The sequence below is a fragment of the Streptomyces sp. BV286 genome (assembly GCF_019090165.1).
Lineage (GTDB): Bacteria > Actinomycetota > Actinomycetes > Streptomycetales > Streptomycetaceae > Streptomyces.
In genome coordinates this window covers 50,452-76,459 of record NZ_JAHRIB010000209.1, presented here as the reverse complement: position 1 = coordinate 76,459, position 26,008 = coordinate 50,452, and the positions used below count along the sequence as shown (strand labels likewise).

Below are 26,008 nucleotides of genomic sequence, written 5' to 3'. Positions count from 1 at the left end.
AATTGCGACGACTACTTGCCGGCCTTGATGCGGAATTCCGAAGCAGAACACTGCACGATCCCGATCCAAGCCACTGGGTGGACTGAAGCGGGAATCCGTACCGATGGTGGCATCGACGGCTTCACATGGGTATTTAGCCCTGTGGCCGGAATGGTTCACCGGCTTAGCGGTACTGTCTGCGCATGAAGCAGTTCCCCAGCACGTTGGAAGCCCTTGTGGTGCGCACTGACTTCTCGGCGGACGGCGCCTGGAACGCTCTTCGAGCGGCGTTGTATTCGCCCAGCAGGGACGGCTTCTTGGCCAACGTCGCGCTCATCGATGACCGGAGCCACGAGGGCTTGACGCCTGACCAGGCCATCGACCTGATCCATCCCTCGTACCGGCATCCCCTTCTCGTACTGGTGGACTCCACGGCTGTCGCCTCGGCCGAACTGCCGCTCCTCGTGGTCGACCTGCGGGGTGATCGTCGGTGTTGTGTCCGCGTGGTGGCAGCCGAGCTGTGGAGCATCGAGAACAACATCTCGGGCGCGAACATGGACTTCGAGGAGTTCGCCGGTGCCGCCGACGACGACGGTGTTTTCCGGGGCTCTTGAGCTACTGGCCGTCAGGCTGCGGCGGCGAGGGGGCGTCCGCGCCAGCGGATGCCCTTCTCACCAGCGGTGGTGGGTTGGGCTTGCCCTGTATCGCCCAGCAGGAGCCTGCGGTGGGTCGGATTCTCAGAGGTTCGAACTCGTCGAAGGCGAAGACCCGACCCCGAACGCGACGCCATGCTCGATCCGTGTCAGGGCGAGGGCGAGGGGCGGCATCGTCCGTCGGCGGCGAGATGGATTTTGGTGGTGAAGCCGCTTCGAGAGCGTCCCAGGCGCTCGCCGATCCGACCACCTCCTCCAACCGGGCGAGCAGTCTCCGCAGCTCTGGGTCGACCTGGTTCGTCCGTCGGCAGGCAGGTGACCGCGATCCCGTCCGGGGGCGCGGTCGCCGATCCCAACTCCCTTTGGACCAGGCCCTCGTGCCTTCACCCGCGCCGCTACACAGCCGAGGGGAGGCCGCGATCGGCCCGATACGGGACGGAGGACTGCCGGAGGAATGAGGGACTCATGATCCTCCTCGGAAGTGGCGGCCGGGCGTCGGCCGCCCCGCGAGTCCGCCGGGGCAGTGCCCGGTGGCAGACGGAAATGAGTCCACCGTGCGCAAGTCAGTGAGCCGACGGGCGGTCACCTCCCTCGCGGGTGTCTGTGCGTTGGGAACCGTGTTCGCCCTGGCACCCGTCGCCTCGGCGATCGTCGGTGGAGTGCCGGTACCGGACGGCGAGCGGCCCTTCGTCGTACAGATCGAGCAACAGGGCGACGACGGGACCTGGTCGCACTACTGCGGCGGAGCACTCGTCCACAGCCGCGTTGTCGCCACAGCGGCGCACTGCTCCAGGTTCGCCGAGCAGGGCATGGTCAAGATCCGGCTGGTACTGGGGCGGACCGACTCGAGTACACCCGGCGGAACAGTGGTGACCGGCGACCACTTCTCCGTCGACAGCCACCCCGACTTCGACACCGCCACCAACACGGACCTGGGGCTCATCGTGCTCGACAGTGCGGTCGGCCAGCCTCGCGCGGCTCTGCCACCGCTGGGAACGCAGCTGCGGCCGGGCCGTGTCGTACGCGCCGCCGGTTGGGGACGTACCGATCTCGCCGATCCGAACAAGCCGTCCCGTCTGCACGAAGTGAAGTTGCCCGTCAACAAGTTCGACACGGAGGGCGGTGCCTGGGACAAGGAGTTCATCTGCGCGGGCACCGCCGCATCCCGGGTCGGCCCCGGGGACAGCGGGGGACCGTTGTTCGATACGAAGGCCTCCGGCAAAACGGTCGTGTACGGGCTCGTGACCGGCGACACGAACACCTGCACCGGGCTCTTCACGAACCTGGCCGACCCCGCCATCTGGAAGCCGTTCCACGAACCGCTCGCCTCTCACGGGCTCGGGCATGTCATCCCGGGCTGAACCGCGCGGGTGGCGTACTGGGTCAAGGCGCTCCCTCGGAGGCAGCCCCTTCTGGACTCGATTCGACCCATTGGGTCGACGCTCTCCGACAGGGCTCTTGCGCTGCCGACCAGCCGTCACCCTCAAGGCCGAGTGCTAGGCGAAGGCAGGCCCAGGTGACCTGCTGGATCAGGGCTGCACGCCCGAGGCTTTCGTCTGTTGCTTCCCGGACCTCGTAGCCCGCGACGCCGCCGAGAGATCGCCGATACGCGGCTGATACACGGTTGAGCCTGGACGGAGGCAGCATTCTGGCAGGGTGAGAGAGCCCCCGAACCAACCTCCGGACGGAAAAGATGCCCGCTTCAGCAGCTGACGGGGGCGCGCCCGTGCCCGCGCCCGCGCCCGCGCCCGCGCCCGTGACGATCCTGCTCGTCGAGGACGACGCGGTGATCCGCAGATCCGTCACGATGGCGCTGGAGCGCTACGGCTACCGCGTCACCGCTGCCGCCGACGGCCTGACCGGACTCGAACTGTTCCGGGAGGGCCGGCACGACCTGCTGTTGCTGGACGTGATGCTGCCCGGCCTCGACGGCATCGGGCTGTGCCGCCGGATCCGGGAAACCAGCGTGGACCCCGTCCTGATGATGTCAGCGCGCGGCGACGCCCTGGACGTCGTCTCCGGCCTGGAAGCGGGGGCCGACGACTATGTGGTCAAGCCCGTCGACACCTCCGTGCTGGTGGCCCGGATCCGTTCGCTGCTGCGGCGGGCCACATTCGCTCCCGCCCCCGGCCCGGCGGCCGGGCTCCTGACCGATCGTCCGGGTCGGTCGGACCACCGGCCGGAACCGGCGGACCGGTCGGAGAGGCCAGGCCGCGACCGGCACGCTCGGCTCGTCTTCGGCGACCTGGTCATCGACACGGGCGGCTTGGAGGTGTTCCGGGCCGGTGAACCGGTCGCGCTTGCCCCCACCGAACTGCGGCTGCTGCTGGAGTTCGCAGCGCACCCGGGCATCGTGCTGGACCGGCAGACCCTGCTGCGCAACGTGTGGGACTACGGCTGGGACGGCGACAGCCGCGTGGTCGACCTGTGCGTGCAGCGCCTGCGGAAAAAGATCGGGGCCGAGCGGGTCGAGACCGTCCGCGGCTTCGGCTACAAGCTGCGGCGCTGACGTGGTACGCGCACTGCCGCACTGGCGTTCACTGCGCTGGAAGATCGCACTGCTCGTCACCGTGGCGTGCTGTGCCATCGCGGTGACCGTCGGGCTGTTGGTCCACCGCAGCACCCTGGAACGGTCGATGAACGACGGTGCGGCCAAGGCCCTGACCCAGTTGTCCGACGCTGTGGAGAACTACGAGCAGGACGGCGTCCCGCCCGACGGTCTGGTCGTCTCGCCCGGGGAGATGCCCGACGAACTCCTGCGCCGTCTCAAGGACCGCCAGGGCAGGGCGGTCGGCTCCGCCACCTGGTACGACGGCGACAGCCCCGGCGACCACCCCTCGATGTGGGCCGTTCGGACCCTCCGTGGCGCTCCCGTGGCGGTGAGCGCCGACATGACCTCCGACCTGCTCACCCGGCGGGCGCTGGACCGGCACATGTGGAAGTACTCCCTGGCGGCGCTGGCGGTCGTCGTACCGCTGTCGGTGCTCGCCGCCGAGTCGCCGACCCGGAGGCTGCGCCGGGTGGCGCGGACCGCCCGCCGGATCGCCGGGGGAGATTTGGCCGCCAGGACTGCGGCCGGTGGCCGGGGCGGTGACGAGATCACCGAGATCTCGGCCACCGTCGACTCGATGGCCGACAGTCTGCGCGAACGTCTGCTGACCGAGCAGCGCTTCACCGCCGACGTCGCCCATGAGTTGCGTACGCCTCTCATGGGCTTGGTGACCGCGAGCGGGCTGCTTCCCGAAGGCGAGAGCACCGACCTGGTGCGTGACCGGGTGGGGGTGCTGCGGACGCTCGTGGAGGAGCTGCTGGAGATCTCCCGGCTCGACGCGGGCGCCGAGCAGGCCGAACTCAGGCCCGTACCGCTCGCCGAGATGGTCGGAGAGTCCGTGGCCCGCACCGGGCTGGACACGCGGTTCACCGCCACCGGTGCCCTGTCGGCGGAGACCGATCCGCGTCGGCTCGACCGGATCGTCGCCAACCTTGTCGTCAACGCCCACCGGCACGGCCGCACGCCCGTCGAGGTCGAGGTGGTCGGGACGATCGTGACCGTACGGGACCACGGCCCGGGCTTCCCGGCGGAGCTGCTCGCGGACGGCCCGCAGCGATTCCGCACGGGCGCGTCGGAGCGCGGCCATGGGCACGGCCTCGGGCTGACCATCGCGCTGGGGCAGGCCCGGGTCATCGGGGCGACGCTGGAGTTCGCGAACGCTCCCGACGGCGGGGCGCTCGCCAGCCTGCGGCTGCCGCCCGCGGGCTGACGCCGAACGGCCGATACCGAACGGATGCACGGCCGAGCGGTGCCAGATCCGTGGCCGCAGCCGAGCGGAGATCCGCCCCGCGGAAGGTGGTCGACGTGCGTGAACGCCGCGCACCTGCCCCCTTGGAGGCGTCCCTCCCATGTCACCGGTTCCCTTTTCCGGAGAGCCCGGCGCAGGCCGGGCCCAGCCCTCCTGGTCCACCAACTCATGGCTCCCGTCCCGTCGCCACGGCCGGCCCGGGCGGCGCTTCACGGCAGGCCTCGCCGCGGGCGCCACCGCACTGGTCACCCTGACGGTGCTCGCCGTCGTCGTGCTCACGTCCGGCAACAGCCCGGGAACCGGAGCGAGCCCGCTGCCGTGGCCGGGGGAGGGCCAGACGAGCGTGGTGGTCGAAGGGCTCGGAGCTCACGGTGACCTCGGTACGCGGGGCGAGCAGACACCGGTGCCGATCGCCAGCGTCACCAAGGTGATGACCGCCTACGTGATCCTCCGCGACCGTCCGCTGCGCGTGGGCGAGGACGGCCCCCTCGTCAACGTCGACCGGACCGCGGCGAACGAGTCCGTCTCGGGCCTGGAGTCGAGCGTGCCGGTCAGGGAGGGGACGCGGCTGAGTGAACGACAGCTGCTGGAACTGCTGTTGATCCCCTCCGGCAACAACATCGCCCGGCTGCTGGCCCGCTGGAACGCCGGCTCGCAGGAGGCCTTCGTCACGAAGATGAACCGGGCCGCCCGTGACCTGGGCATGCGCCACACCACCTACACCGGCGCCAGCGGCATCGAACCCACGACCACCAGCACCTCGGCCGACCAGCTGAGGCTGGCCCGCCGGGTCATGCGCGACGAGGTGTTCCGGACCATCGTCGCCATGCCCAGCACCACCGTGCCCGGTGTCCCCGGGATGATCCGCAACACCAACACCCTGCTCGGCACGGCGAGTGTGATCGGCCTCAAGACCGGCTCCAGCACGCCCGCCGGCGGCGCCCTGATGTGGGCGGCCACGGCGTCCGACAAGGATGGCCGGGACCGGCTGATCCTCGGAGTGGTGCTGCACCAGCGCGCCGGCACCGACCCCCGGCAGGGGCTGCGGGCCGCTCTCGCCACGAGCCACGCGCTGATCGAGGGCGTACAGCGATGGCTGTCGACGACCTTGCCCGGAACACGGTGAGACGGCAGTGACAAACTCCCTCGACACCGCACCGGCCCGGCGGGAACCCGATTCCAAACGCCCGCGGAACGAGGACACCGACGTCCGGCGGCCGCCGCTGGCCCTCGGCTCGCTCGCGGTCCTGGCCACGCTGGTGATGCTGGGCCACGCCCTCGTCCCGAACCGGGTCGGCCGTATCGGCAGCCTCGTCGAGACCTTCCTGCCCTGGACGGGGCTGGCCGTGCCGCTGCTGCTCCTGTGCGCGCTGGCTCGCCGGTCGAGGGCTGCCGTATCCGTGGCTGTGCTGCTGCCGGCCATCGCTTGGTGCTCGCTCTTCGGCGGGACACTCGTCGACAAACGAGAGGACGGCGGCAACCTGACCGTCGTGACGCACAACGTCAACGAACACAATCCGCGGCCGGTGCGCACCGCCCGTGCCCTGGCCGCCTCCGGCGCGGAAGTGGTGGCCCTCGAAGAACTGGGCGGCCCATCGACAGCGGCGTACGAGAGAACGCTGGCCGGCACCTACCCGTACCACTCCGTGCAGGGCACGGTCGGTCTGTGGAGCAGGTATCCGGTCGCCGGTGCCCGTGCGGTCGACATTGCGCCCTGGCCACGTGCCCTACGCGCCACCGTCCGCACGCCCGAGGGACCGGTCGCGGTCTTCGTCGTCCATCTGATGTCCGTCCGCTTCACCGTCGGCTCGGGGTTCACCTCCGACGCACGTGACGCGGCCGCGCGGCGACTTGCCGCCGCCGTGCGTGCCGAGCCGCTTCCCCGCACGATCCTCGTGGGCGACCTGAACGGCACGACCGACGACCGGGCGCTTTCCGGGCTCACCTCCCAACTGCGGTCCGTGCAGGCTGAGTCGGGCGCGGGGTTCGGTGCCAGCTGGCCGGCCTCGTTCCCGGTGGTCCGCATCGACCACATCCTCGTACGCGGTGTGGAGCCGCGGTCCGCCTGGACCCTCCCGGCCACCGGCAGCGACCACCTGCCGGTGGCGGCTTCGGTGCGGGTGTGAGCGCGCGGTTTTCCGGAACGGCCCACGGAGCCCGAGCGGCAGGTTTGGTGAGCCGATGCAGCCGACGTACCGGCATCAGGTCCTGGTCGGTCAGTCCGCGCTGAGGGGAATCCGCAGACGCACCCGGTATCCGCCCTCCGTGGTCGGGCCCGCCTCCAGGGTGCCGCGGAGGATGTCGGCCCGTTCCCGCAGGCCGACCAAACCCTGCTGTGATCCTGGCAGGGACAGGGAGGGACGCGTGGGCGGGGTGTTGGCGACGGTCACTCCGAGGTGGTCGCCGTCCTGCCACAGCTCGACGCGGGCGGTTGCGCCGGGGGCGTGCTTACGTACGTTGGTCAGCGCCTCCTGGACCGTGCGGTAGAGGGCCCGTTGGGCCGGTGTGCCTACGGTGGGCGGGAGTTCACCTTTCAACTGTGCGTGGGTGCCGCTGGATTCCACGAGTTTGTGCAGGTCGGCCAGGGTGGGCTGAGGTGTCAGCTCCGTGGCGTGGCCGCCGGAGGCGCGCAGCAGCGTGACCATGGTGCGCAGTTCGTCGAGTGTGGTGACGCTCAGGGAACGGATCGTGCGGGCGGCCTCTCTGGTGCTCGGATCCTGGGCGGCGACCTGCATGGCTCCGGCCTGTACGGCGATCAGGCTGACCTGGTGGGACACCACGTCGTGCATCTCGCGGGCCAGCTGGGCGCGTTCGCGGGCGAGCACGGCCTGCGCGTGCAGGGCCCGCTCGTGCTCCCTGGCCTCCTCGATCTCGGTCAGCCGCCGCGCCAAGTCCCGGTGCGCCTGGAGGAGTTGTCCAAAGAGGACCGGGGCGGCCGCGGTGGCCAGGCTGTACACGAAGTCGATCAGCGTCATGGTCCGGCCGACCTCGGCGAAACTGGCCAAGGGCCATGGAACGCTGCTCGCGACCGCGACCAGGGCGACGCACCCCGCGAGGAGAGTTCGGCTGCGGGAACGCTCGGCCAGGGTGAACAGCGCCACGAGCGGAGCGACGGCGACCGGCTGCGCCATCGCGATCGGTAGGGTGAGCAGGAAAGCGCCGAGCGGGAACCTGCGCCGGAAGGCCAGCGCGGCACAACCGAGCGCGGCGAGCGCGACACCGAGTCGTGTGTCGTCCCACAGGGTCAACCACAGGTCCACGGCTGCCACCGCCACCAGGACGAGGTCGAGGACCGGCGCGGGGACCCGCTGCCACACGGCGCGTGCACGGCTCATCGGCTGGACTCCGGCTGCGGGCGCTCGTCGAGCAGTCCGGCCCGCTGCGCCAGCAGCGCGGCCTGCACCCGGCTGGTCACCCGCAGCTTCGTGAGGATCGCGCTGACGTGATCCTTCACGGTGCCGGCACCCAGGTAGATGCGCGTCCCGATGTCGGCGTTCGACAACCCCTCCGCCACCAGGACGAGGACATCACGCTCCCGGGCGGTGAGCAGCCGGACGCGGGCCGCCTCCTCGTCAACGACGGCCTCTGCGCGGGGGTGGCTGTGCAGCAGGGTCCGCGACGCCTTGGGGGAGAGCACCACACCGCCCGCGGCCAAAGTGCGTACCAGGTGGGCCAGTTGCTCCGGCTCGGTGTCCTTGAGCAGGAATCCGGCCGCGCCGGAGTGCAGCGCGGTCAGGATGTACTCATCGGCGTCGAACGTGGTCAGCATCGCCACCACCGGTGCGTCCGGCATCGTCCGCAGCTCGCGCAGGACGGTGAGGCCGTCGACGTCCGGCATCCGGATGTCCAGCAGCACCACGTCGGGCCGCTCCCGGCGGACGGTCTCCACGGCGCCGCCACCGCTAGCGGTCGCGACGACCTCGATGTCCTCGGCAGCGCCCAGGATGAGCCCGAAACCCGAGCGGACCAGCGCTTCGTCGTCCACCACCACTACCCGCACCACCCGGTTCACGCCCGCTCCGCCTCACCTTCGTCCCTGCCGCCCGGCTCATACCGCCTTGACCCTAGAGCCCCGGAGCGTCCCTGCGGCCTCTCGGACACCAGCTCCAGCCACCCGGCGGGGTATCGCCCTCCAGTCGGCAGGGGCATGGCAGCCTTTTGCCGGATACTCCGCGGCTCGCCCGGTCTCCACTCTGAGAGCCATGACACAGCACGCAGACTCCCCGACGACCGCCGCACCATCTCCTGAACACGAGCGTGGTGCGTCCGCATCGGGCGTGCCCGGCGCGGGGCGGCTGGTTGGGCTGGACCTGGCCCGGGGCCTGGCCGTTTTCGGCATGTACGCGGTCCATGTGGGCCCCGCCCCGGGCCAGGACGGTGTGATCGGCTTCCTGATGGAGCTGGCGCAGGGCCGTTCCTCGGCCCTGTTCGCCGTGCTGGCAGGCTTCGCGGTCGCCCTCATCACCGGACGCCGTACACCGAAGACAGGCCTGGCCGGCCGCCAGGCCGTCGCCAAGGTGATCATCCGGGCCGTGATCCTGATTGTTCTGGGCACCGCCCTGACCTTGACCGGCACCCCGGTCGTGCCGATCCTCGCCTTCTACGGCCTGTTCTTCCTGCTCGTGCTGCCGCTGTACCGCCTGGGCACCATGCCGCTGGCGCTGATCGCAGTGGGCTGGGCCCTGGTGGGCCCGCAGCTGCTGTACGCGTTGAAGCCGGTGGTCGGCGGCCGCGTATTCCTCTCCTACGGCCAGGCCGATGGCCCCGTCTCGTTGCTCTTCACCGGCGGCTATCCGGCCCTGACCTGGGTCCCGTTCGTCATCGCCGGTATGGCTGTCGCCCGCTGCGATCTGGCCGCCACCGCTGTACGCATACGCCTCGCCCTCACCGGCGTCGCACTCGCCGTCACCGGATACGGCGGCTCTTGGCTGGCGGTGCGTCTCGTACCCGGTGCCGCCGAGGCCGTCCGGAAAGCCGAACAAGGATCGGGCATGTCATCCATGCCGTCCATGCCATCAGGACCGTCCATGCCGTCCGTATCGCCCGACAGCATCGGCATCTTCGGTGACACCCCTGCCGGGATGCTGGCCTCAGCCCCGCACAGCGAGGCGACCCTGTCCATCGTGGCAGCCACCGGCGTGGCGATCCTGGTGATCACCGTGTGCCTGGCCGCCATGGACACCTTCCGCGGACTGCACCGCTTGGCCAAGCCCGTCATCGCGGTCGGCTCGATGTCGCTGACGGCTTACGTCTACCACATCGTCGCCATCTGGCTCCTGAACACCGAAGGCCAAACCGCCTCGGCCCTGTACATCCTGCTCGGCTTGATCGTGTCCGTCACCGTCTTCGCCGCCATCTGGTCCCGCTTCTTCCAGCGAGGTCCCCTCGAACTGCTGATGGGCAGGGCGACCGAGATGGCCCGGCACGTTCAGTGAGACGCATCGAGGACGCGCGACCTCGCCAACCACAGGAACCGCGATGCCGCGGTGGCCGACCACCAGCGAGCGGCCTCGATCACCCGGCCTGGTCATGCGGCTCGGGACGCACCGAGGCCCACTTCGGACCGCTCAGGCAGTTCACCATCACCAACTCCCACCACGTCAACCACACGGTGCAGACCCGGGCCCCGCACGCTTGCCTGTGCCGGCGCAACGCCCATGCCTGTCACCGCGACGTCCTGGCCGCCGAACGCAAGGAACGCACCCGCGTCCGCAGCGAGAAGGGCATCCGCTGCGGCGGACGCTCTCTCAAGACCGCAGCCTGAACAAACCCAGCAAACGGCGTGGTGGCAGTGCAAGTTGGGCCGATCGGCATTGCGGGCACTCACGCACAGTGTCCGAGCAAGCTGTGGGTCAGTCAGTGGGAGGAAGATGCCACACGTTCTGGAGAACTGTCTGCACGTCCTTCCCGAGAACCAGGTGCGTCATGCCGCCTGGCAGGGTGGGCAGCTCTGCCCAGTGAGTCACGGTTTCGGCACTGGCGAGGCCGTAGGGCAGATGGACGATTCCGTCGGAGTCGACGAAGCAGTCTCTGTGCTCTGCCCCGTCCTCGCTCCGGTGCCGAGTCGTGAAGTACATCGGCCGTACCAGCCAGAATTCCTCACCCAACGCCGTATCTGCCTCAGTCTCGCTGTCAGCCGGATACCGACCCGTGGTCGCTGCTGCCACCGGTGTACCGCTCCGAGGCAGTCTGTCGCGTGCGTCCACCCACGTCACCGTGGTGTTCAGATTCGTCATCTCACCCTCGCTCAGGCACTCGGCAAGGCGTCTTCTGCCCATATGCCGACCGTCGGTCAGGGCACTGCCCCGGCCCCGGCACCCAGCAAGACCGTTTGGCGTTCGCGAAGGTTGCTTGAGACGCAACGAGTACAACCCAGAACACCTAGATCGAGACCGACCCAACGGAGTCATATCAGTACTCCAGTTGTAGATCCCGATCTTGATGTCGTGGGAGTGATCTGCCGGCACCACCGGCCTCGGTGGCGGGGAATGCCGCCAGACTGTTGGCGCTCCTTCGAGCCCGTAGGTGTCGTGGACCTGCGGCAGACTGATTCACCCCCACGGAGAGGTGCGCAGGTGTCAAGGGACCGACGACCGATGAGCCATGAGGCGTATGTGGAGCGGGCCCGGAGCGGCCCGTGCTTCGTCTGTGCGTTCCTGGCCGGGAATCCGGACTACCCGCACGAGACGGTATTTGAGGATGCCGATCACGTAGCGTTCCTGGACAGGTGGTCCACGGTGCCGGGCAAGGTCCTGGTCGCACCGAAGGCGCACGTCGAGCACGTCGTGCGCGACCTGGACGAAGCGGCCTACAGCCGGCTCATGATGTTCGTCCGGGAGATCGCCCTGGCCGTCGAGGCCGTCTGCGAGCCGGAGCGCACATACCTCTACTCGCTCGGCAGCCAGCAGGGCAATGCGCATCTGCACTGGCACATCGCCGCTCTGCCGCCCGGCGTCCCCTACCCTGAGCAGCAGTTCCACGCCTTGATGACGGAGAACGGTGTCTTGGCGCTGCCGCCGGACCAGGCGGCTGCGATGGCCGCAGACCTGCGTGAGGCGGTCATCGCCCGGGACGTGCTCAAGCCGGGATGACCGGCGGCGTCCGGCTGTTCCCAGGTCGGCTGCACACCTGACGGGCCTTGCTGGTCGGGACCGGTCGCACAGGGTTGCGGAGGGGCTGAGTCGCGGAGCCATCTCCTGAACCGGCAGGAACGGACGCCCTGTCGCGCGGTGTTGAGGCTCTGTGAAGTCACCAGTCAGGCTCTGCGCTCCACTTGCTTGCTGGATCAACCAGGCAGCGGAAGTTCGGACGAGGATCCAGTCCTGCCGCTGATGCGCTACTGGGACGATTCGGTGTCGTAGTCGTGCCGGGCCTGCTCGACCTTGTCCAGGTTGCCGGCAGCCCATTCGGCGAGGTGCGCGAAGAGTGGGGCCAGGCTGCGGCCCAGCTCGCTGATCTCGTACTCGACCCGAGGGGGGACCTCCGGGTGGTACGTACGCACGACCATGCCGTCGCGTTCCAGCTGCCGCAGCCGTTGGGTCAGTACCTTCGGTGTGATGGTGCCGATCCGTCGTTCCAACTCGACGAACCGTAGCCGGCCATCCGTGTTGAGAGTCCACAGGATCGGCGTGGTCCACCGGCTGAACACGATGTCCACGACCGCGCTGGTCGGACAGGCGAGCTCCGGGTCTGTCGCAGCGGCTGCCACCCAGTCAGTGTTGCTTGCCACGCGCACTCCTCAAGATAGTCACTTTCCTCTAGGTACCTACTATATCGACGGTGTTAGCGTCCCCGTGTCGCCCGGAGAGCAGCTCTCCGCGATGGTTCTGCCCGCTCGGGTGGCGACAACCATGCTGAATTCACACGGGAGTTGTTCATGTTTGTAGTGACGGGTGCAACCGGGAACGTCGGCCGATCGCTCGTGCAGGCCCTCGCGGCAGCTGGTGCGCAGGTGACAGCGACCGCCCGGGGGATCTCGGATGCGGATGTGCCAGTGGGCATCGAGTACACGCGGGCGGACCTGGCCGATCCTGAGAGCCTTCGGCCCGTATTCGACGGAGCCGACGCGCTGTTCCTGCAGAATGGGGGCGCCAGCGCGCACCTGCTGAACCCACTGGACATCCTCGACGTCGCCAAGGCTGGCGGCGTCGGACGGGTCGTCCTGCTGTCCTCCCAAGGCGTCGCTACCCGGCCGCAGTCGGCCTCCCACGGGCGCCTCGGACGGTCCATCGAGGACGCCGTCCGACAGTCCGGCATGGCCTGGACGATTCTGCGGCCGGGAGGCTTCAACTCCAACGCCTATGCCTGGGCCGAGTCGGTCCGTGCCCGAAGGACCGTCGCCGCGCCCTTCGCCGACCTCGGCCTGCCGACCATCGACCCGGACGACATCGCCGAAGTCGCCGCCGCGATCCTGCGGGAGGACGGCCACGCCGGACAGATATACGAGCTGACCGGCCCCGCCCTCAACACGCCCCGCCAGCGGGCCGAGGCCATTGCCGACGCACTTGGCGAACCCGTCCACTTCATCGAGCAGAGCCGCGACGAGGCCCGCGCGCAGATGCTGCAGTTCATGCCCGAGCCCGTGGTCGAGACCACGCTGACCATCCTCGGCGAACCCACCCCCGCCGAACAGCGCATCAGCCCCGACGTCGAGCAGGTCCTCGGCCGCGCGCCCCGCACCTTCGCCGACTGGGCCCAGCGGTACATCGCCGCCTTCCGATAGGCCCTGACTTCGGTCAAGGCATCCCTGGGCGATCCATCACGACACACTGCCGACCAGGCGGGCGTAGTAGTCGATTCTGATGTCGGCCAGTATGGCCAGTTTCTCGCGGCGCAAGCCGGGGATGCGGCGTAGTCCGGTGCCGGGCGGCGGGCCGGCCTGCTCTGGGGGCACCCGGGCGCGGTGGGTGCGCAGGAAGCGGCCCAGCTCGGTGCCGTACCGCTGCTGAGGTGTCATGTCGTCGAGTGTGCAAGGGCCCGTGACGCTGACAGGCTGAGGGCTGAACCGCAAAGATCTTGGCTCCGAGCTGAGCTGGAGCGCGACAGGTGTCACAAGGGCAGGCTTGTTGGCACCGAGGTCGGCGGCCCCTCTCCCTTTACGGAGAGCCTTGACCGCTGAACCCGGAGTCGTGTCCCCCGGCGGGCCGATGTGGTCGGCGTTCCGGAAGCCGTGTGATCGCGGCGCTCACTGCCAGCCCGAGCGTGACACCGACAGCGGAGCCAATGCTCTGCGCCCAGGCGTCGTTGAGGGAGCCGGGCAGGACGGCTCTTGTGAGCCGGCTGGCAGCCCACAGGACCGTTGTCGCGGCCAGTATGGCCGTCCAGCGGTACCGCACCCCGTCGATGATGTCGCCATAGAAGAGGAGCAGCAGTACCATGCCGAACTCTTCGTCCCAGCCGATCGCAGTGAGCCCGGCCCCGAAGGCAAGCGCGAACAGCCAGAGCCCCACCAGTTGCCGGGCGAACGTGGGCAGCTGCCGTCTTGCACCACGCGGGGGCCAGAAGAACCGCGTGATGTGATGGATAATCGCGTACTTCTGCATGACTCGCGTCCCGATCCCCCCGGGGTAGCCGACTTCTGCCGACGCTCAGTAGTAGGACGCACGGGAGCAGGACGCGGTTGTGGTGAAGTGACGCCGCATGTCGTCTCGGGAAGCCAGAGGCTGACGATGGACCTCACACTCATTCTCGTCTGCGCGATTGTCGGAGCCGTCTGCGGGGCCATTGCTGTGGTCATCGTTGGCAGAAGAAGGCGCCGACGGTAGTACTCGGATTCCCTATACGCAGCTGTGCGTTCCGGAGTTTCTCCCTGAACGGCGTCGAGCCATAAGCACACATCGGGGGCGAGGCCACAGCGGTTATGCCCCCGACGCCGAACCTCTCATCCTCGCTCCTGACTGTCTTGCTCAGCACGAGTTGACCTATCCGGACGTCCCTCTGCGCTGGGGTGGTCATCACTCTTCGGGTGTTCTCGGCGGTGGGTGGGCGTCGTTGAGTTACTCGCGGACCTGAACGTTCACTGTGGGAAGCGCGTCACCGCTGTCCGCGCCCAGGCCCGCGAGCAGGTGCAGCCCGTCCTCGGTGGGGCTACCGGGGGCCGCCGACAGCACCAGCAGCTCCATGCCCGATTCATCCGGTAGCGTGAAATTCTCCTGGTGCAGCTCCAGCAGTCCGACCAGCGGGTGCCGGTACGCCTTGCGTCCATGGGTACGGGCGCGTACGTCCGCGCGGGCCCAGAGGCGGCGGAAGCGCTCACTGCCCATCGCCAGCTCGCCGATGAGCGAGGCCAGGCGGGGGTCCTCGGGGTATTTGCCGGCGGCCAGGCGCAGATGCCCCACCACGTCGAGGGTGCAGTTCTCCCAGTCCGCGTAAAGGCCGTGCTCGGCCTCCTCGAGGAAGATGTGCCGGGCGATGTTGAGGCCCGGCATCGGCCGGCCGAAGAGGAACCTGGCGAGGCGGTTCCCGGCGAGCACGTCCAGGCGGTGGTCCATGATCAGCGCGGGTGCGTCGGTGACCAGGTCGAGGACGCGCAGCAGTTGCGGCCGGACCCGCCCGCTCGGCGTTTTCGCCCGGCGGCGGCGCTGTCGGGCGAGCCGGTAGAGGTGCCCGCGTTCGGTCTCGTCGAGGCTGAGAACGCGGGCGAGCGCATCGAGGACCTGCCCGGAGGGCTGGGTCGCGCGGCCCTGCTCCAGGCGTACGTAGTAGTCGACGCTTACTCCGGACAGGTGCGCGACCTCTTCGCGGCGCAGCCCCGCGACACGGCGGCGGCTGTCGATGGGGATGCCGACGGCCGCCGGGTCGACCCGGGAACGCCGGGTCCGCAGGAAGCTCGCAAGATCGTCCATGCCCTCAAGTATGGCCTCGGTGGCGCCCGTGAAGGTGGTCCTGCTGATACCAGGAAGTCCCGTCCGATGGAAGAGGCGCCCCTGAACGACGCGAACTCGGCGGCCGAGTATCTGGGGACACACCTTGTTGAAGGGAACAGCCATGAAGACGCTCATTGTCTACGCCCACCCCGAGCCGCGTTCGCTGAACGGCTCACTGAAGGACCTCGCCGTGTCCACTCTCGAAGCCGCCGGGCACGAGGTGCGGGTGAGCGACCTGTACGCGATGAACTGGAAGGCCGTGGTGGACGCGGCGGACTTCAGCGAGCACGCCACGAGCCCGCTGCGGGTGGTGCCGAGTTCGGCCGGGGCATTCGACGCCGGCGCGCTCACGCCCGACGTGGCGGCCGAGCAGGAGAAGCTGCTGTGGGCCGACACCGTGGTCTTCCAGTTCCCGATGTGGTGGTACACGATGCCGGCGATCCTCAAAGGCTGGGTGGACCGGGTGTTCTCCTTCCACTTCGCGTACGGAGTCGGAGTGCACGATGAGACGCGGTACGGCGAGCGTTTCGGTGAAGGGACGCTACAGGGGCGGCGGGCGATCCTCTCGGTCACCGTCGGGGGCCCGGAGTCCCACTACACCGATCGCGGGATCAACGGTCCGATCGAGGACCTGTTGTTCCCGATCCACCACGGGATCCTGTACTACCCGGGTGTGGAGGTGCTGCCGCCGTTCGTGCTGTACGGCACCGACAAGATCACCGGCGGCGACTTCGAGGACGCCGCGAAGGCGTGGAAGGAGCGGTTGCTGTCGCTGGAGACGACCGAGCCGATCGCGTTCCGGCGGCAGAACTTCGGTGACTACGAGATCCCGTCACTGCGGTTGAAGGAGGGCCTGGAGGTGCCGGGCCGTAAGGGTTTCGGCCTGCACGTGCGCGGTTAGCCGCCAGCGAGGTGCAGGACGAGCTGAGCCGCGAGCCCCGAGGATCAGCCCGAGGACGGTGGCCGTGGTGAGGGTGAGCGTCACCGTCCGCGAGGTGCGGGCGGCTTCCTCGGGCTCGCGGTGCCTGTCCTTACGGAAGAGGACGGCGGCCCGGACGTATGTAGCAGACGAGGCCGATGCAAGGGACTTCGCGCCGGCCGGTACCGCGCAGGCGGCGAGCGCAAGGACGAAGGTGGTGGGGGACGGCGGCGGCCCGTCCCTGCGGGAGAGGGCGGGCCCTCGATTCGTCGTGAGGGCTGATGCAGAGTAAGGCCGGGAGGTGAGGGCCGGGCAGGACCTGCAACCTGTGCGAAATGGCGCGCATGTCCCTCCCCCTTCTCTGGCCTCGCTCATGGACTTTAGGGTCATGGTGGGCCTCGGGCTTTGTCATCCGTGCAGGGAACTTCGTCAGTAGTGCTCCGCCTCAAGATGACGCCGCATCAGGCGAGGATCCTGTGTGTGTCTGCCGAAGTCGTTGTGCAGCGAGATCGCATCCGATCAAACTGAAGTCGTGAACCGTCCGTGTCGAGGGGGGACTTGTGGGGGAACGGGCTGAGGTACTGCCAGGCCGGCTCTGGGACCGATGCAGAGGAAGGTCTGCCTGATGAGCCCGGTCCTGGACACCGCGTTCATACCGCCGCGGGACCGGGAGGAAGTGGTCCGCAACGCGGTGTGGAAATCCATGGTGGCAGTCGATATCGACCACCGTCCTGCGGCCGAGGACATCCGCGTTCGCATCGGGCTCGGCACCATGGGGCCCATCAGGATCTGTTCAGCGTGGGCGACCGCGGTCACCCTCCGTCGCACGGAGCGGCTCGCCCGGGTGGACGAAGAGCCGGCCGTCACCCTCGGCGTTCAGATGACGGGCAGCAGCGTGGTGGTGCAGAACGGTCGCGAGTGCCTGCTGAGGCCGGGGGAATTCGCCGTCTACGAATCGATCGCTCCCTACACACATCTCTTCGACAGGGAAGTCGACTACCGCTTCATCCGTTTCCCCCGCGCGGCGCTCGCGCTCCCCGACCGGTTGTTACGAGACCTCACCGCGGTCCCCCTGGGGTCAGACAACCCCGTTGCGCGCCTCGCCTTCACCTACTTTTCCCAACTGGCCGTCAGTGATGCACTGCATCAAGGGGTGCACGCCGACGCCGTCGTGGAACCCAGCATCGAACTCCTCCGTGCCGTCCTGACCTCCCAGCACGGCAACTCCAGCCTGGCCAGGGCACCGTTGGAGGCGACACTCAGCCTGCGGATCACTCAGTACCTGCGCAAGCACCTGGCGGATCCCGATCTGTCGGCGGCACGGATTGCCGCCGCACACGACATCTCCGTACGGCACCTCTACGCGGTACTGTCCCGCTCGGGCATCAGCCTCGGCGACTGGATCCGTACCCACCGCCTGGCCGCATGCCGACGGGAGCTGGCCGGCCCGAACGGCCGACTGCGGACCATCGCAGCGATAGGACGAAGGTGGGGCTTCGTGGACGCGACCCACTTCAGCAAGATCTTCAAACAGGCATACGGGATCTCACCCCGGGCCTGGCGCGACGAGAACCACCCCCGCTCCTCCGCGTGATGGTCCCCGCGCGGCCACGTTTCGCGTGACCGACCTTGGACGCTCGGTCCGAGGCCAGAGCAATGTCGTTGGCTTACCGTACGCTCCGGCCACGAGTGAACGCGTCGGCTATGCGAGATGCAGTCCGGACATGCAAGACCTCACCGCCCAGCGCGCAATCCTCCTCGGCCTGGACGTCCCGGAGGGCCGGATCTATCTGGACCACGGGCTGACCGGAACCAACCGCGAACGGCCCTGCCTGACTCAAGGGCTCGCGGCCGTGCGCGCCGGGGACACCCTCGTCGTCCCGAAGCTCGACCGCCTCGCACGCTCGGTACCGACGCCCGCGACATCGGCAACTCCCTCACCGCCCGCGGCGCCAAGCTCTCGCTCGGTGGCACCCTCTACGACCCCGCCGACCGCGAGCAGCACGGCCACTACACCGGCGCCAAGCCCGCGACCAGCGACCACGGACCGGTCGAAGCCGCCTACTTGCAGGCCGTTGCCGCCTTCGCCGAGGAAACCGGTATCGATCAGCTGGCCGTCCGCGAGTCCCATGAAAGACGGAACTGGCGGACGCCGTCGTGGAGCGGGAAGTTGCGGCAGGCCCTCCCGTGGCCGTCACCTACCGCCTCACCGAACACGCGCAAAGGCTCGGCCCGGCCATGGACGCTCTGAGAGTGTTGGGCCGGTGCCCCCGTGAACGAGGAGGGGCAGTTGCTGCCGCACCCTGAGGCGGACGAGCCCGGCCACGGCGTGAGCACGGACCGCGACGCGTCTGTCTGACACTCCACCAGCGCCCTTCTCCCTGTGTGGCGTCGGTTCCTGCGGCCTTGGACGTGAACCGGTGGCCGAACCCGGACTCGAAATCGCCACCGGCCACCTGCCCATGCTGGAACGCACCGACGAGTGGCTACAGCTCACGCCCGACTTCCTCGACAAACACCACGCCTGACGGCGCACCCCGGGGAAGGGCTACTCAACCAACAGCGGCGGGGTCCCTTGGTCCATTCCTCGGTCGCCCGCCGCAGCTCTTCCGCCCCTCCGGTTCGCCGCTGCAGGCACGGGAAAGGGTAAGGCGCCTTGATGAGTGTCAAGCATTTGTCAGTTGGCAACCTGCTGAATTACCATGTCGTCATGACTAGGCCCCTTGCTCTGATAACGGGTGCTTCCTCCGGTATCGGTGCCGCGTACGCCCGCCTTCTTGCGGACGACTTGGACTTCGTTCTGGTGGCCCGCCGCGCGGACCGGCTGGAGGATCTGGCCGACGGACTCCGTAAGGCCGGTGCCGCCGTTGAGGTCCTTCCCGCCGACCTGGCCACCCGCGAGGGCATTGCCGCGGTGACGGAACGCTTGAGTGCCGGGGATGTTCGCCATCTGATCAGCAACGCAGGTGTCGGCGGCTATGCCCCGCTCATCGATGTCGACCCAGCCGAGATCGACGATCAGCTCACCCTCAACGTTGAAGCGCATGTCCAGCTCGTCCGTGCCGCACTCCCCGGCATGCTCACAGCCGACGACGGCACGATCGCCTCGCTGCTCGCCTTGAGTGCTGGACAGACCGGCCCACGCCCGCCCCGTCGCACCCTGTACGCCCGGGCCAAGGCTGCCCTCGTGGCCTTCACCCGCACCCTGGGCCATGAACTTGCGGACACCGGGATCCGCACCCAGGTGGTCTGCCCCGGACCGGTGGCCACCGAGTTCCACCAGGGCATCGGGCAGACCGTCCCCGCCGTCATGACCGCCGAGGACGTCGCGCGAGCCAGCTTCGTAGGGCTCCGTCTGGGCGAGACGATCTGCGTCCCGGGCCTGGAGGACCAGTCCGCAGCGCTCGACGCGCTGCTCGCCGCCGAGGGTGCCGTACTGTCCGGCGGTCGCCGTTCGGACCTCGCCTCCCGCTACAAGTAGCCGCTGCCGCAGGGAGCCGACGTTCCGTGGACGTCGGAGCCGACCAACGAAACGGAGATCGACATGGGTAGGTTCAACGCGCAGGAAGTCGCTTACCTGAGCGAACACATCCTTGGGCGGCTCGCCACGACGGGTACGTCCGGCAAACCGCACGTGGTGCCCATCCGGTACCACTTCGATCCGGAGCGCGAGGTCATCAAGATCGGGGGGCGCGTCCTTGAGGGGCGTGGACAGGAGCGGCTCTACATCCGTCACCTCACGGTCAACCCGCAGGCGGCGTTGGTGGTCGACGACGTGGCGGACGGGCAGGCCTGGCAGCCGCGCGGGATCCTGATCAAGGGAGCGGCGGTCCTGCACACGGAGGGCGGCGAAGTGCTCGGGCCGGGCTTCGGTCCCAACTGGGTCGAGGTAGTGCCCGACTTCGTCACGTCCTGGAGCATCGACACCCCTGCGTGACAGTCCACTGTTCGCGGCGGGCACGGCTGCTCAGCACCGTGCCGAACGACGCGAGCGGCTGCGACTGTGCGTGAATGAGTCCCTCGGAACTGAGTTGGTGACATGAGTGAAGTAGTAGTGGCGACTGAGTACGGAAATCCCGAGGTGCTGTCGGTGATCGATGTCGCCGTCCCGGAACCCGGGCCGGGCCAGGTGCGCATCGCGGTCCGCGCCGCCGGGGTGAACCCTTTCGACCACAAGATGTACGACGGCACCTTCGGGACGGATCCGGCGAAGCTGCCGATGCGGCTCGGCGCCGAGGCGGCGGGTGTGGTGACCGCGGTGGGCGCCCACGCGACCGGCCCCGCAGGTCCGGTCGAGGTAGGCGACGAGGTGATCGCCTATCGTGCGCCCGGCGCGTACGCCGCCGAACTCGTCGTCCCGGCCTCGTCGGTGGTGCCGAAGCCCGGCGCGCTGTCCTGGGAGCAGGCCGGCGGCCTGATGGTCGTCGGCGTCACCGCCGCACACGTTCTCGATGCGATCGGTCTGGGCAAGGGCGAGTCGGTGCTGATCCATGGGGCCGCCGGAGGAGTCGGCCTGATGGCCGTGCAACTGGCGGTGGCGGGCGGCGCCACCGTCGTGGGAACGGCAAGTCCTGGCAAGCACGACCTGCTGCGCGAGCTGGGGGCGGTGCCGATCGCGTACGGGCCCGGTCTGGCCGACCGGGTACGTGCGGCAGCGCCGCAGGGTGTCCACGGGGCGGCCGACCTGGTGGGCACCGACGAGGCCGTGGACGTCTCCGTGGAACTCGTGGCGGACCGTTCCCGCATCGCCACCATCGCGGGGTTCGCGCGCGGGGCCCGGGCCGGCATCAAGCTCCTCGGCGGCGGGCCTGGCGCGGATCCGGGCACGGAGGTCCGGGACGCCGCCCGCCTGCGGCTCACCGTGGCCGCAGAGGCAGGGCGGCTGAACGTCCTGATCGCAGGCAGCTACCCGCTTCACGAAGCGGCTGCCGCCCATCGCCAGGTCATGACCGGTCGCACCAGCGGGAAGATCGTCCTGGTGCCCTGACCCGACCGGACCGTGCCTCGGCCGACGACCTTACGGACGCCGAAGCCACGGTCGGCAGACCGGGACGACTGTGTCCCCCCGCCACAGGCGGGGGGACACGGTCATGTCTACGCCAAACAGCCACCTCGCAGGCTTCCGAGATGCCCGGCACCGTCGTGCCGCCGCTCTTTCGGCAAGAACTCTTCATTGCGGTTGGGCCGGTTCAGCTCGCTGTCTACACTCAGTTGAGACGAGCTGAACACATCAGAGGAGCCCGGGATGCCGCGTAACCGCCAACAGATCCCCCGTGAAGAGCGGACTGGTGATCTGCTGGCTGCGGCCACCGAGCTTTTTCTCGCCAAGGGGTACGCCAAGACCACGATGGCGGACATCAGTGCCGCCGCCGGGGTGGCCAGGGGCAACGTCTACTGGTACTTCGACTCGAAGGACGACATCTTCGCCGCGGTGATGGACCGGATGCTCAGCCGCGAGATCCGTACCCTCAGCGCGGAGCAGGCGGGCACCGACCCACTGAGTCGACTGGTGCGAGGGCTGTCCGACATGCGCTATTCCCGGCCGCTGCACCAGGCCATGCACGACCGGCTCCCGCATTCCGAGGCGGTTCGGGCAGCCCACGACACTTTCCTGGGCTGGATCGTCGGACTGGTCGACGAGGTCATGGCCGAGCACGGCCTCGACGGCGACCCCGACATCGATGCCACGCTCCTCCGCGATACGGTCGTCACCGTGTTCGAAGGCGCGCACGTGCCCAACGACCGGAACAGACCGGCACACGAGATGCTGCGCTTCCTGATGGAGTCCGTCCTGGCCGGGCGGTCACCGGTCAAGAGGGCGTGACCGCTGACCGCTGATAGTGGTGGGCCGGAGTCGCGACGCCCGGAGTGGCGAGTGGTCAGAGGTGGCGAGTGGCGACTCCCGCCGACACCGCCCGTGTCTCCGTGACCGAACCCGTGGCTGGATTCCCGGCCTCCGCTCCGCGCAACCGGTCGAGCACAGCACCGGGGTCGGCCGGAGCCTCCTCGCCCCGCCACCCGACATGCCCGTCGGGGCGAACCAGCACCAGCGGCCTCTCGTAGAGCCTTGCCGCGGTCGGATCAGCGAGGAGCAGCACCGTCAACGGCACGCCACGATGGTGCGCGGCCTCCACCAGCGCGGACGGGTCCGCCGACCCCGAGACCACAAGCACGAACCCGCGGCCGAAGTGGTCGAGCACCGAGCTGCCGTCGGGCAGCCATGCGTGCGGTGCCCGGCAACCGGGCCAGGTCGACGGGACGTAGTCGTCCGGCTCGTCGGGCGGCTCCGGAGTTCCGTCCGGCACGCAGATCGGGGAGCCGCTGTAGCGGTATCCGAGCTGGATGCCCGTGCAGCGGAACTCCTTGCCCCTCGACCGGCGGATCATCTCGCCCATCTCACCGCGGACCCGGTCGCCCTCCGCGTCCGCGCGGCCGAGTGCGGCGTCGGGTGCGAGCTGGGAGTCGGACCGCCAGTTGCTCGACGCCTCCGTGACGTTGCGGACGGCGATGGGCCGCCGCTCCGACTCGTAGCTGTCGAGCAGTGCGGGGCCCGCCCAGCCCTGAAGGACCGCGGCGAGCTTCCAGCCGAGGTCGACGGCGTCACCGATCCCGGTGTTGGCACCGAAGCCTCCCTTGGGCCACAGCAGATGCGCCGCGTCACCCGCGAGGAACACCCGCCCCGCGCGGTAGCTGCGGGCCACGACGCAGTGCCCGCTCCAGGGCTGGGCGGCGAGTATCTCCACGTCGATCGGCGCGCCGACGGCTTCCTGCACCCAGGCGACCGCGTCCCCGGGATCCGGCTCCTGCTCCAGGTAGACCGAGAGCCGCCACTCGTCCACGCCGTTGACCACCGTGATGTATGGCCTGCGCGCCGATGACAGCGTGTGGATCTGCACCGCCGGGCCGCCCAACCGCTCCCGGAGCAGGGCCGGCAGTTGCGGCGCACGGAAGTGCACCGCGAAGTTCTGGCCCTGCGCGAACATGCCCTCGAACTCGACGCCCAGAGTCCGCCGGACGCTGCTGCGGCCTCCATCACAGGCCACGAGGTAAGCGCCGGTCAGTGTTTCGGAGGCGCCGCTCTCCAGGTCGCGCACCACGGCGAGGACACCATCGGAGTCCTGCTCGAACGTCTCCAGACGCGTGGCGAACCTGATCTCCACCGAGGGCAGGCCTCGTGCCGTCCGTTCGAGCAACGGCAGGAACGAGAACTTGGACAGGAACGCGGGACCCTCCGGCGTCAGCGGGCCGTACACGCCGGGAGACCGGTTCGTGACACCGTAATCGAACTCGGCGAGTACGTGTCCCGTCACTGACGTGGCGAACACTGTGCGGTGCGGATAGTCCGTGGGTGGTGCCGACTCCGCGCGCGTCTCCTCCGCACAGCCCCAGCGCCGAAGGTGTTCCATGGTGCGGGAGAAGATCGCCTCGCCCGCCGGGAAAGGCACGAGGCCGTCGCCTTGGTCGATCACCGTCACTGGAACACCGCGCCACCCCAGCTCGATCGCGAGCGAGAGGCCCACGGGGCCCGCCCCGACGACCAGGACACGCCGGGATTCGGCTCTTTCGTTGCGGTCAGACACAGGGGACCTGCCTTCCTGAACACGGGTTGGATCAATCGCGACCCAAACTCTTGAACCTGAGTCAGGCTCGCACGTTCAGGTCTCTTTTTGGAAGAGCAAGAGGGATCAGGCATCTTTCGGCAATGTCGGGGCGGTGCTACGCTTGACCCGAGTTCAAGAGATAGGGGAACGTTGTGGTGTCTCCGGCGGATCGAAGCGATGCTGTGGGTCACTGTCGGGCCCTGATCGTCGGCTACCACCGCGACATCGACAGCGGCCGGGCCACCGCCGGGATCGGCACGTTCGCCGACGACGTCGAGTTCGAGGCACGCGGACGGGTCGTCCGCGCACGGGACGAGATACTCGGCTTCCTCAAGGGGCGAGAGGCCGACACCGGACGGCAGACCGTCCATGTGCTCGCCCACGAGGTCGTCACCGGTCAGGACGACGAAGACGACGGAAGTGGCCGCAAGCGGGTCGAGCTGCAGGCCATGGTCGTGCTGCACGTCCAGCCACCCGACGGCGCCTATGTCTTGGACCGCGTCCTCAACACCGTTCACCGGTTCCGCCACTCAGGCGGGGAATGGCGGATCACGCGCCGCACTCCGAGGGCGCTGCACACCACCGTCTGACGGGCAAGGAGTCCCTCACGATGACGACCACCCCCCAGAGCACCGCCGCCTCCGCGGTCACCGAGACACAGGCTGTCGCGCTACGGATAGCCGAACTCGTGCTCAAGACCGGCCGCTACGACGACATGGCCGCCTTCTACACCTACGTACTGGGACACGGTCCGTTCTACGAGCGGACCCCGGACCCCGACGCCCCGCCGCGTCCCGCGGGGATGCCCGAGCGGGCGGTCGATGTCCGGCTGGGCTTCTTCCGCGTGCATGACGCCCCGCACGGCAGTCAGGTCCTCGCGCTGTTCGGCATCGACAGCCTGATCGGGACCGACGCGTCAGGGCCGGGCCTGCACCACTTCCAGTTCGGTGTCGGCTCGCTCGGTGAACTGGTCACCCAGTACGAGCACATGGCGTCCCTGGGTGCCCGCCCGCACCGTGCCGCCAACCACGGCCAGGCCACCAGCTTCTACTACCGCGACCCGGACGGGAACATCGTCGAGTTCTCCTGCGACAACTTCGCCACCACGGAGGAGGAGGTGACCTTCATGTCAGGCCCCGTCTTCGCGGCGAACCCCTCCGGCCTGGAGCTCAACGCCGAGCGCTTCGTCGCCCGCTACCGCGCCGGTGACCCCAAGGACGAGCTGTTGCGCCTGGACAACCAGGCGGTGGCCCTGTGACCAGGCTCGTCAGCACGGCCAAGGGGATCGGCAGACTGGAGGCCGACGGCGAGACCGTCGCCCTCCTCGACCTCGACGCGACCGACCTCGGTGCAGCCCTGCAGGCCGGTCTCGACATCGCGTCCATCGCCACGGCCACGGTCCGCGACCGGGTTCCCATGACCCGGGCCCAGCTCGTGGCGCCCGTCCCCAGGCCCTCGAAGATCTGGGCGGTGGGTTACGCCTACGCCGGTCACCGCACCGAGGTGGGGTACGCCGGCACGGCGGAGGACCCGGTCGTCTTCCTGAAGGCCCCGTCCTCGGTGATCGGCACCGGAGAGCGAATCCGCTTCCCGAAGGCCGCCCCGGACGAGGTCGACTACGAAGGCGAGCTCGCGGTCGTCATCGGTAGGCGCGCCACCGACGTGCCGGAGGCGGATGCCTACTCGTTCGTCGCCGGCTTCACGATCTGCAACGACGTCAGCGCGCGCGATGTCCAGAAGGGACGCGTTCCCGGCCGAGCAGCCAACGTCACCGCGGCCAAGAGCTTCGACACCTTCACCCCCATGGGCCCCGCCCTGGCCACGCTCGAAGAGTTCGCCGATCCTGATGACGTGCACCTGCGCACCTGGGTCGCAGGCGAGCTCCGCCAGGACGCGCGTACCTCCCAGCTCATTCACCCGGTTCCCGCGCTGGTCTCGTACCTGTCGCGGCAGACGACCCTCGAACCCGGCGACGTGATCGCCACAGGCACTCCGGCCGGGGTGGGGCACAAACGAGGCCTGTTCCTGCGGTCCGGGGACGAGGTCCGGATCGAGATCGAGGGCATCGGCACGCTTGTGAACACCTGCGCCTGACGCGCGGAGGCCATCTTGAGGACGCCGGAGTCGTGGCGTCCTGGAGGTCGGGAAAAGTCAATTCTGGCGGCCGTCGCATGTGCGAGGGCCCAGTGGT

The 26,008-nt window shown here is 69.0% G+C and carries 27 protein-coding genes and 1 pseudogene; 20 read left to right on the top strand and 8 right to left on the bottom strand.

Translation table 11 applies throughout. The features are described 5' to 3' along the window. The first annotated feature begins 182 nt into the window (after positions 1-182). The 6 genes from KUF83_RS39590 (at position 183) to KUF83_RS39565 (ending at position 6,558) form a co-directional block, all read left to right on the top strand. Complete coding sequence (locus KUF83_RS39590; RefSeq protein WP_217459948.1) at positions 183-593, top strand: hypothetical protein; 411 nt, start codon at positions 183-185, stop codon at positions 591-593. 593 nt (positions 594-1,186) lie between these two features. After that, positions 1,187-1,993, top strand: a complete 807-nt coding sequence (locus KUF83_RS39585) for a trypsin-like serine protease (protein WP_217459947.1) — start codon at positions 1,187-1,189, stop codon at positions 1,991-1,993. Between the two features lie 332 nt (positions 1,994-2,325). Beyond that, positions 2,326-3,141: a two-component system response regulator CseB gene (cseB, locus tag KUF83_RS39580; RefSeq protein ID WP_302828606.1), complete on the top strand. Its 816-nt coding sequence runs from the start codon at positions 2,326-2,328 to the stop codon at positions 3,139-3,141. 1 nt (position 3,142) lies between these two features. Then, a complete protein-coding gene (locus KUF83_RS39575; protein ID WP_217459946.1) occupies positions 3,143-4,393 on the top strand; it encodes a HAMP domain-containing sensor histidine kinase in 1,251 nt (416 codons plus the stop codon). A gap of 139 nt (positions 4,394-4,532) precedes the next feature. Further along, positions 4,533-5,558: a D-alanyl-D-alanine carboxypeptidase family protein gene (locus KUF83_RS39570; protein ID WP_217459945.1), complete on the top strand. Its 1,026-nt coding sequence runs from the start codon at positions 4,533-4,535 to the stop codon at positions 5,556-5,558. Between the two features lie 97 nt (positions 5,559-5,655). After that, a complete protein-coding gene (locus KUF83_RS39565; RefSeq protein ID WP_374106249.1) occupies positions 5,656-6,558 on the top strand; it encodes an endonuclease/exonuclease/phosphatase family protein in 903 nt (300 codons plus the stop codon). 90 nt (positions 6,559-6,648) lie between these two features. On the opposite strand, the gene KUF83_RS39560 is transcribed toward KUF83_RS39565, so the two are convergent. Beyond that, complete coding sequence (locus KUF83_RS39560) at positions 6,649-7,767, bottom strand: sensor histidine kinase (protein WP_217459944.1); 1,119 nt, start codon at positions 7,765-7,767, stop codon at positions 6,649-6,651. After that, positions 7,764-8,435, bottom strand: coding sequence for a response regulator transcription factor (locus KUF83_RS39555; protein WP_308403375.1), 672 nt, complete (start codon positions 8,433-8,435; stop codon positions 7,764-7,766). Before KUF83_RS39555 ends, KUF83_RS39560 begins: the two co-directional genes overlap by 4 nt. A gap of 199 nt (positions 8,436-8,634) precedes the next feature. On the opposite strand from KUF83_RS39555, the gene KUF83_RS39550 reads away from it, so the two are divergent. Next, on the top strand, positions 8,635-9,867 hold the full coding sequence (locus KUF83_RS39550) for a DUF418 domain-containing protein (RefSeq protein ID WP_217459943.1): 1,233 nt from the start codon (positions 8,635-8,637) through the stop codon (positions 9,865-9,867). A 110-nt stretch (positions 9,868-9,977) separates the two neighbouring features. Then, positions 9,978-10,196, top strand: a pseudogene (locus KUF83_RS42425) (IS630 family transposase); the annotation flags it as partial. A gap of 88 nt (positions 10,197-10,284) precedes the next feature. Here KUF83_RS42425 and KUF83_RS39545 read toward each other — a convergent pair. Then, positions 10,285-10,668: an AQJ64_40280 family protein gene (locus tag KUF83_RS39545; RefSeq protein WP_217459942.1), complete on the bottom strand. Its 384-nt coding sequence runs from the start codon at positions 10,666-10,668 to the stop codon at positions 10,285-10,287. A gap of 360 nt (positions 10,669-11,028) precedes the next feature. Here KUF83_RS39545 and KUF83_RS39540 point away from each other — a divergent pair, with 360 nt between their 5' ends. Further along, a complete protein-coding gene (locus KUF83_RS39540) occupies positions 11,029-11,523 on the top strand; it encodes an HIT family protein (RefSeq protein WP_217459941.1) in 495 nt (164 codons plus the stop codon). A 245-nt stretch (positions 11,524-11,768) separates the two neighbouring features. On the opposite strand, the gene KUF83_RS39535 is transcribed toward KUF83_RS39540, so the two are convergent. Beyond that, entirely contained in the window at positions 11,769-12,161 is a 393-nt protein-coding gene (locus KUF83_RS39535) for a helix-turn-helix domain-containing protein (protein WP_308403371.1), read from the bottom strand. A gap of 147 nt (positions 12,162-12,308) precedes the next feature. Between KUF83_RS39535 and KUF83_RS39530 the strand changes: the two genes are divergently transcribed. Beyond that, entirely contained in the window at positions 12,309-13,154 is an 846-nt protein-coding gene (locus KUF83_RS39530) for an NAD(P)H-binding protein (protein ID WP_217459939.1), read from the top strand. 36 nt (positions 13,155-13,190) lie between these two features. On the opposite strand, the gene KUF83_RS39525 is transcribed toward KUF83_RS39530, so the two are convergent. From KUF83_RS39525 to KUF83_RS39515, 3 genes are all read right to left on the bottom strand, one after another. After that, positions 13,191-13,388, bottom strand: coding sequence for a hypothetical protein (locus KUF83_RS39525; RefSeq protein WP_217459938.1), 198 nt, complete (start codon positions 13,386-13,388; stop codon positions 13,191-13,193). 139 nt (positions 13,389-13,527) lie between these two features. After that, the gene (locus KUF83_RS39520; RefSeq protein ID WP_254645049.1) at positions 13,528-13,974 is read right to left on the bottom strand and encodes a hypothetical protein; all 447 of its coding nucleotides are present in this window, start codon (positions 13,972-13,974) and stop codon (positions 13,528-13,530) included. Positions 13,975-14,427: 453 nt separating this feature from the next. Then, on the bottom strand, positions 14,428-15,276 hold the full coding sequence (locus tag KUF83_RS39515) for a helix-turn-helix transcriptional regulator (protein WP_217459937.1): 849 nt from the start codon (positions 15,274-15,276) through the stop codon (positions 14,428-14,430). A 142-nt stretch (positions 15,277-15,418) separates the two neighbouring features. On the opposite strand from KUF83_RS39515, the gene KUF83_RS39510 reads away from it, so the two are divergent. From KUF83_RS39510 to KUF83_RS39480, 7 genes are all read left to right on the top strand, one after another. Further along, entirely contained in the window at positions 15,419-16,198 is a 780-nt protein-coding gene (locus KUF83_RS39510; RefSeq protein WP_217459936.1) for an NAD(P)H-dependent oxidoreductase, read from the top strand. Between the two features lie 643 nt (positions 16,199-16,841). Beyond that, positions 16,842-17,810: a helix-turn-helix domain-containing protein gene (locus tag KUF83_RS39505; protein ID WP_217459935.1), complete on the top strand. Its 969-nt coding sequence runs from the start codon at positions 16,842-16,844 to the stop codon at positions 17,808-17,810. A 130-nt stretch (positions 17,811-17,940) separates the two neighbouring features. Next, positions 17,941-18,492: a recombinase family protein gene (locus KUF83_RS42915; RefSeq protein ID WP_308403369.1), complete on the top strand. Its 552-nt coding sequence runs from the start codon at positions 17,941-17,943 to the stop codon at positions 18,490-18,492. 383 nt (positions 18,493-18,875) lie between these two features. Then, positions 18,876-19,697, top strand: coding sequence for an SDR family NAD(P)-dependent oxidoreductase (locus KUF83_RS39495; protein WP_308403367.1), 822 nt, complete (start codon positions 18,876-18,878; stop codon positions 19,695-19,697). A 63-nt stretch (positions 19,698-19,760) separates the two neighbouring features. Next, on the top strand, positions 19,761-20,153 hold the full coding sequence (locus KUF83_RS39490) for a pyridoxamine 5'-phosphate oxidase family protein (RefSeq protein WP_217459933.1): 393 nt from the start codon (positions 19,761-19,763) through the stop codon (positions 20,151-20,153). A gap of 117 nt (positions 20,154-20,270) precedes the next feature. Continuing rightward, entirely contained in the window at positions 20,271-21,203 is a 933-nt protein-coding gene (locus KUF83_RS39485; protein ID WP_217459962.1) for an NADP-dependent oxidoreductase, read from the top strand. 258 nt (positions 21,204-21,461) lie between these two features. Beyond that, on the top strand, positions 21,462-22,040 hold the full coding sequence (locus KUF83_RS39480; protein ID WP_217459932.1) for a TetR/AcrR family transcriptional regulator: 579 nt from the start codon (positions 21,462-21,464) through the stop codon (positions 22,038-22,040). 55 nt (positions 22,041-22,095) lie between these two features. On the opposite strand, the gene KUF83_RS39475 is transcribed toward KUF83_RS39480, so the two are convergent. Next, positions 22,096-23,796 (bottom strand): FAD-dependent monooxygenase, encoded by a 1,701-nt coding sequence (locus KUF83_RS39475; protein WP_217459931.1) that lies wholly within the window; start codon positions 23,794-23,796, stop codon positions 22,096-22,098. A 203-nt stretch (positions 23,797-23,999) separates the two neighbouring features. Between KUF83_RS39475 and KUF83_RS39470 the strand changes: the two genes are divergently transcribed. Genes KUF83_RS39470 through KUF83_RS39460 form a run of 3 tightly spaced genes read left to right on the top strand, consistent with a single transcriptional unit; the run spans position 24,000 to position 25,911 of the window. Next, positions 24,000-24,407 (top strand): nuclear transport factor 2 family protein, encoded by a 408-nt coding sequence (locus KUF83_RS39470; protein WP_217459930.1) that lies wholly within the window; start codon positions 24,000-24,002, stop codon positions 24,405-24,407. Positions 24,408-24,427: 20 nt separating this feature from the next. Beyond that, positions 24,428-25,075, top strand: a complete 648-nt coding sequence (locus tag KUF83_RS39465) for a VOC family protein (protein WP_217459929.1) — start codon at positions 24,428-24,430, stop codon at positions 25,073-25,075. Then, a complete protein-coding gene (locus tag KUF83_RS39460) occupies positions 25,072-25,911 on the top strand; it encodes a fumarylacetoacetate hydrolase family protein (RefSeq protein WP_217459928.1) in 840 nt (279 codons plus the stop codon). Before KUF83_RS39465 ends, KUF83_RS39460 begins: the two co-directional genes overlap by 4 nt. Positions 25,912-26,008: the final 97 nt, after the last annotated feature.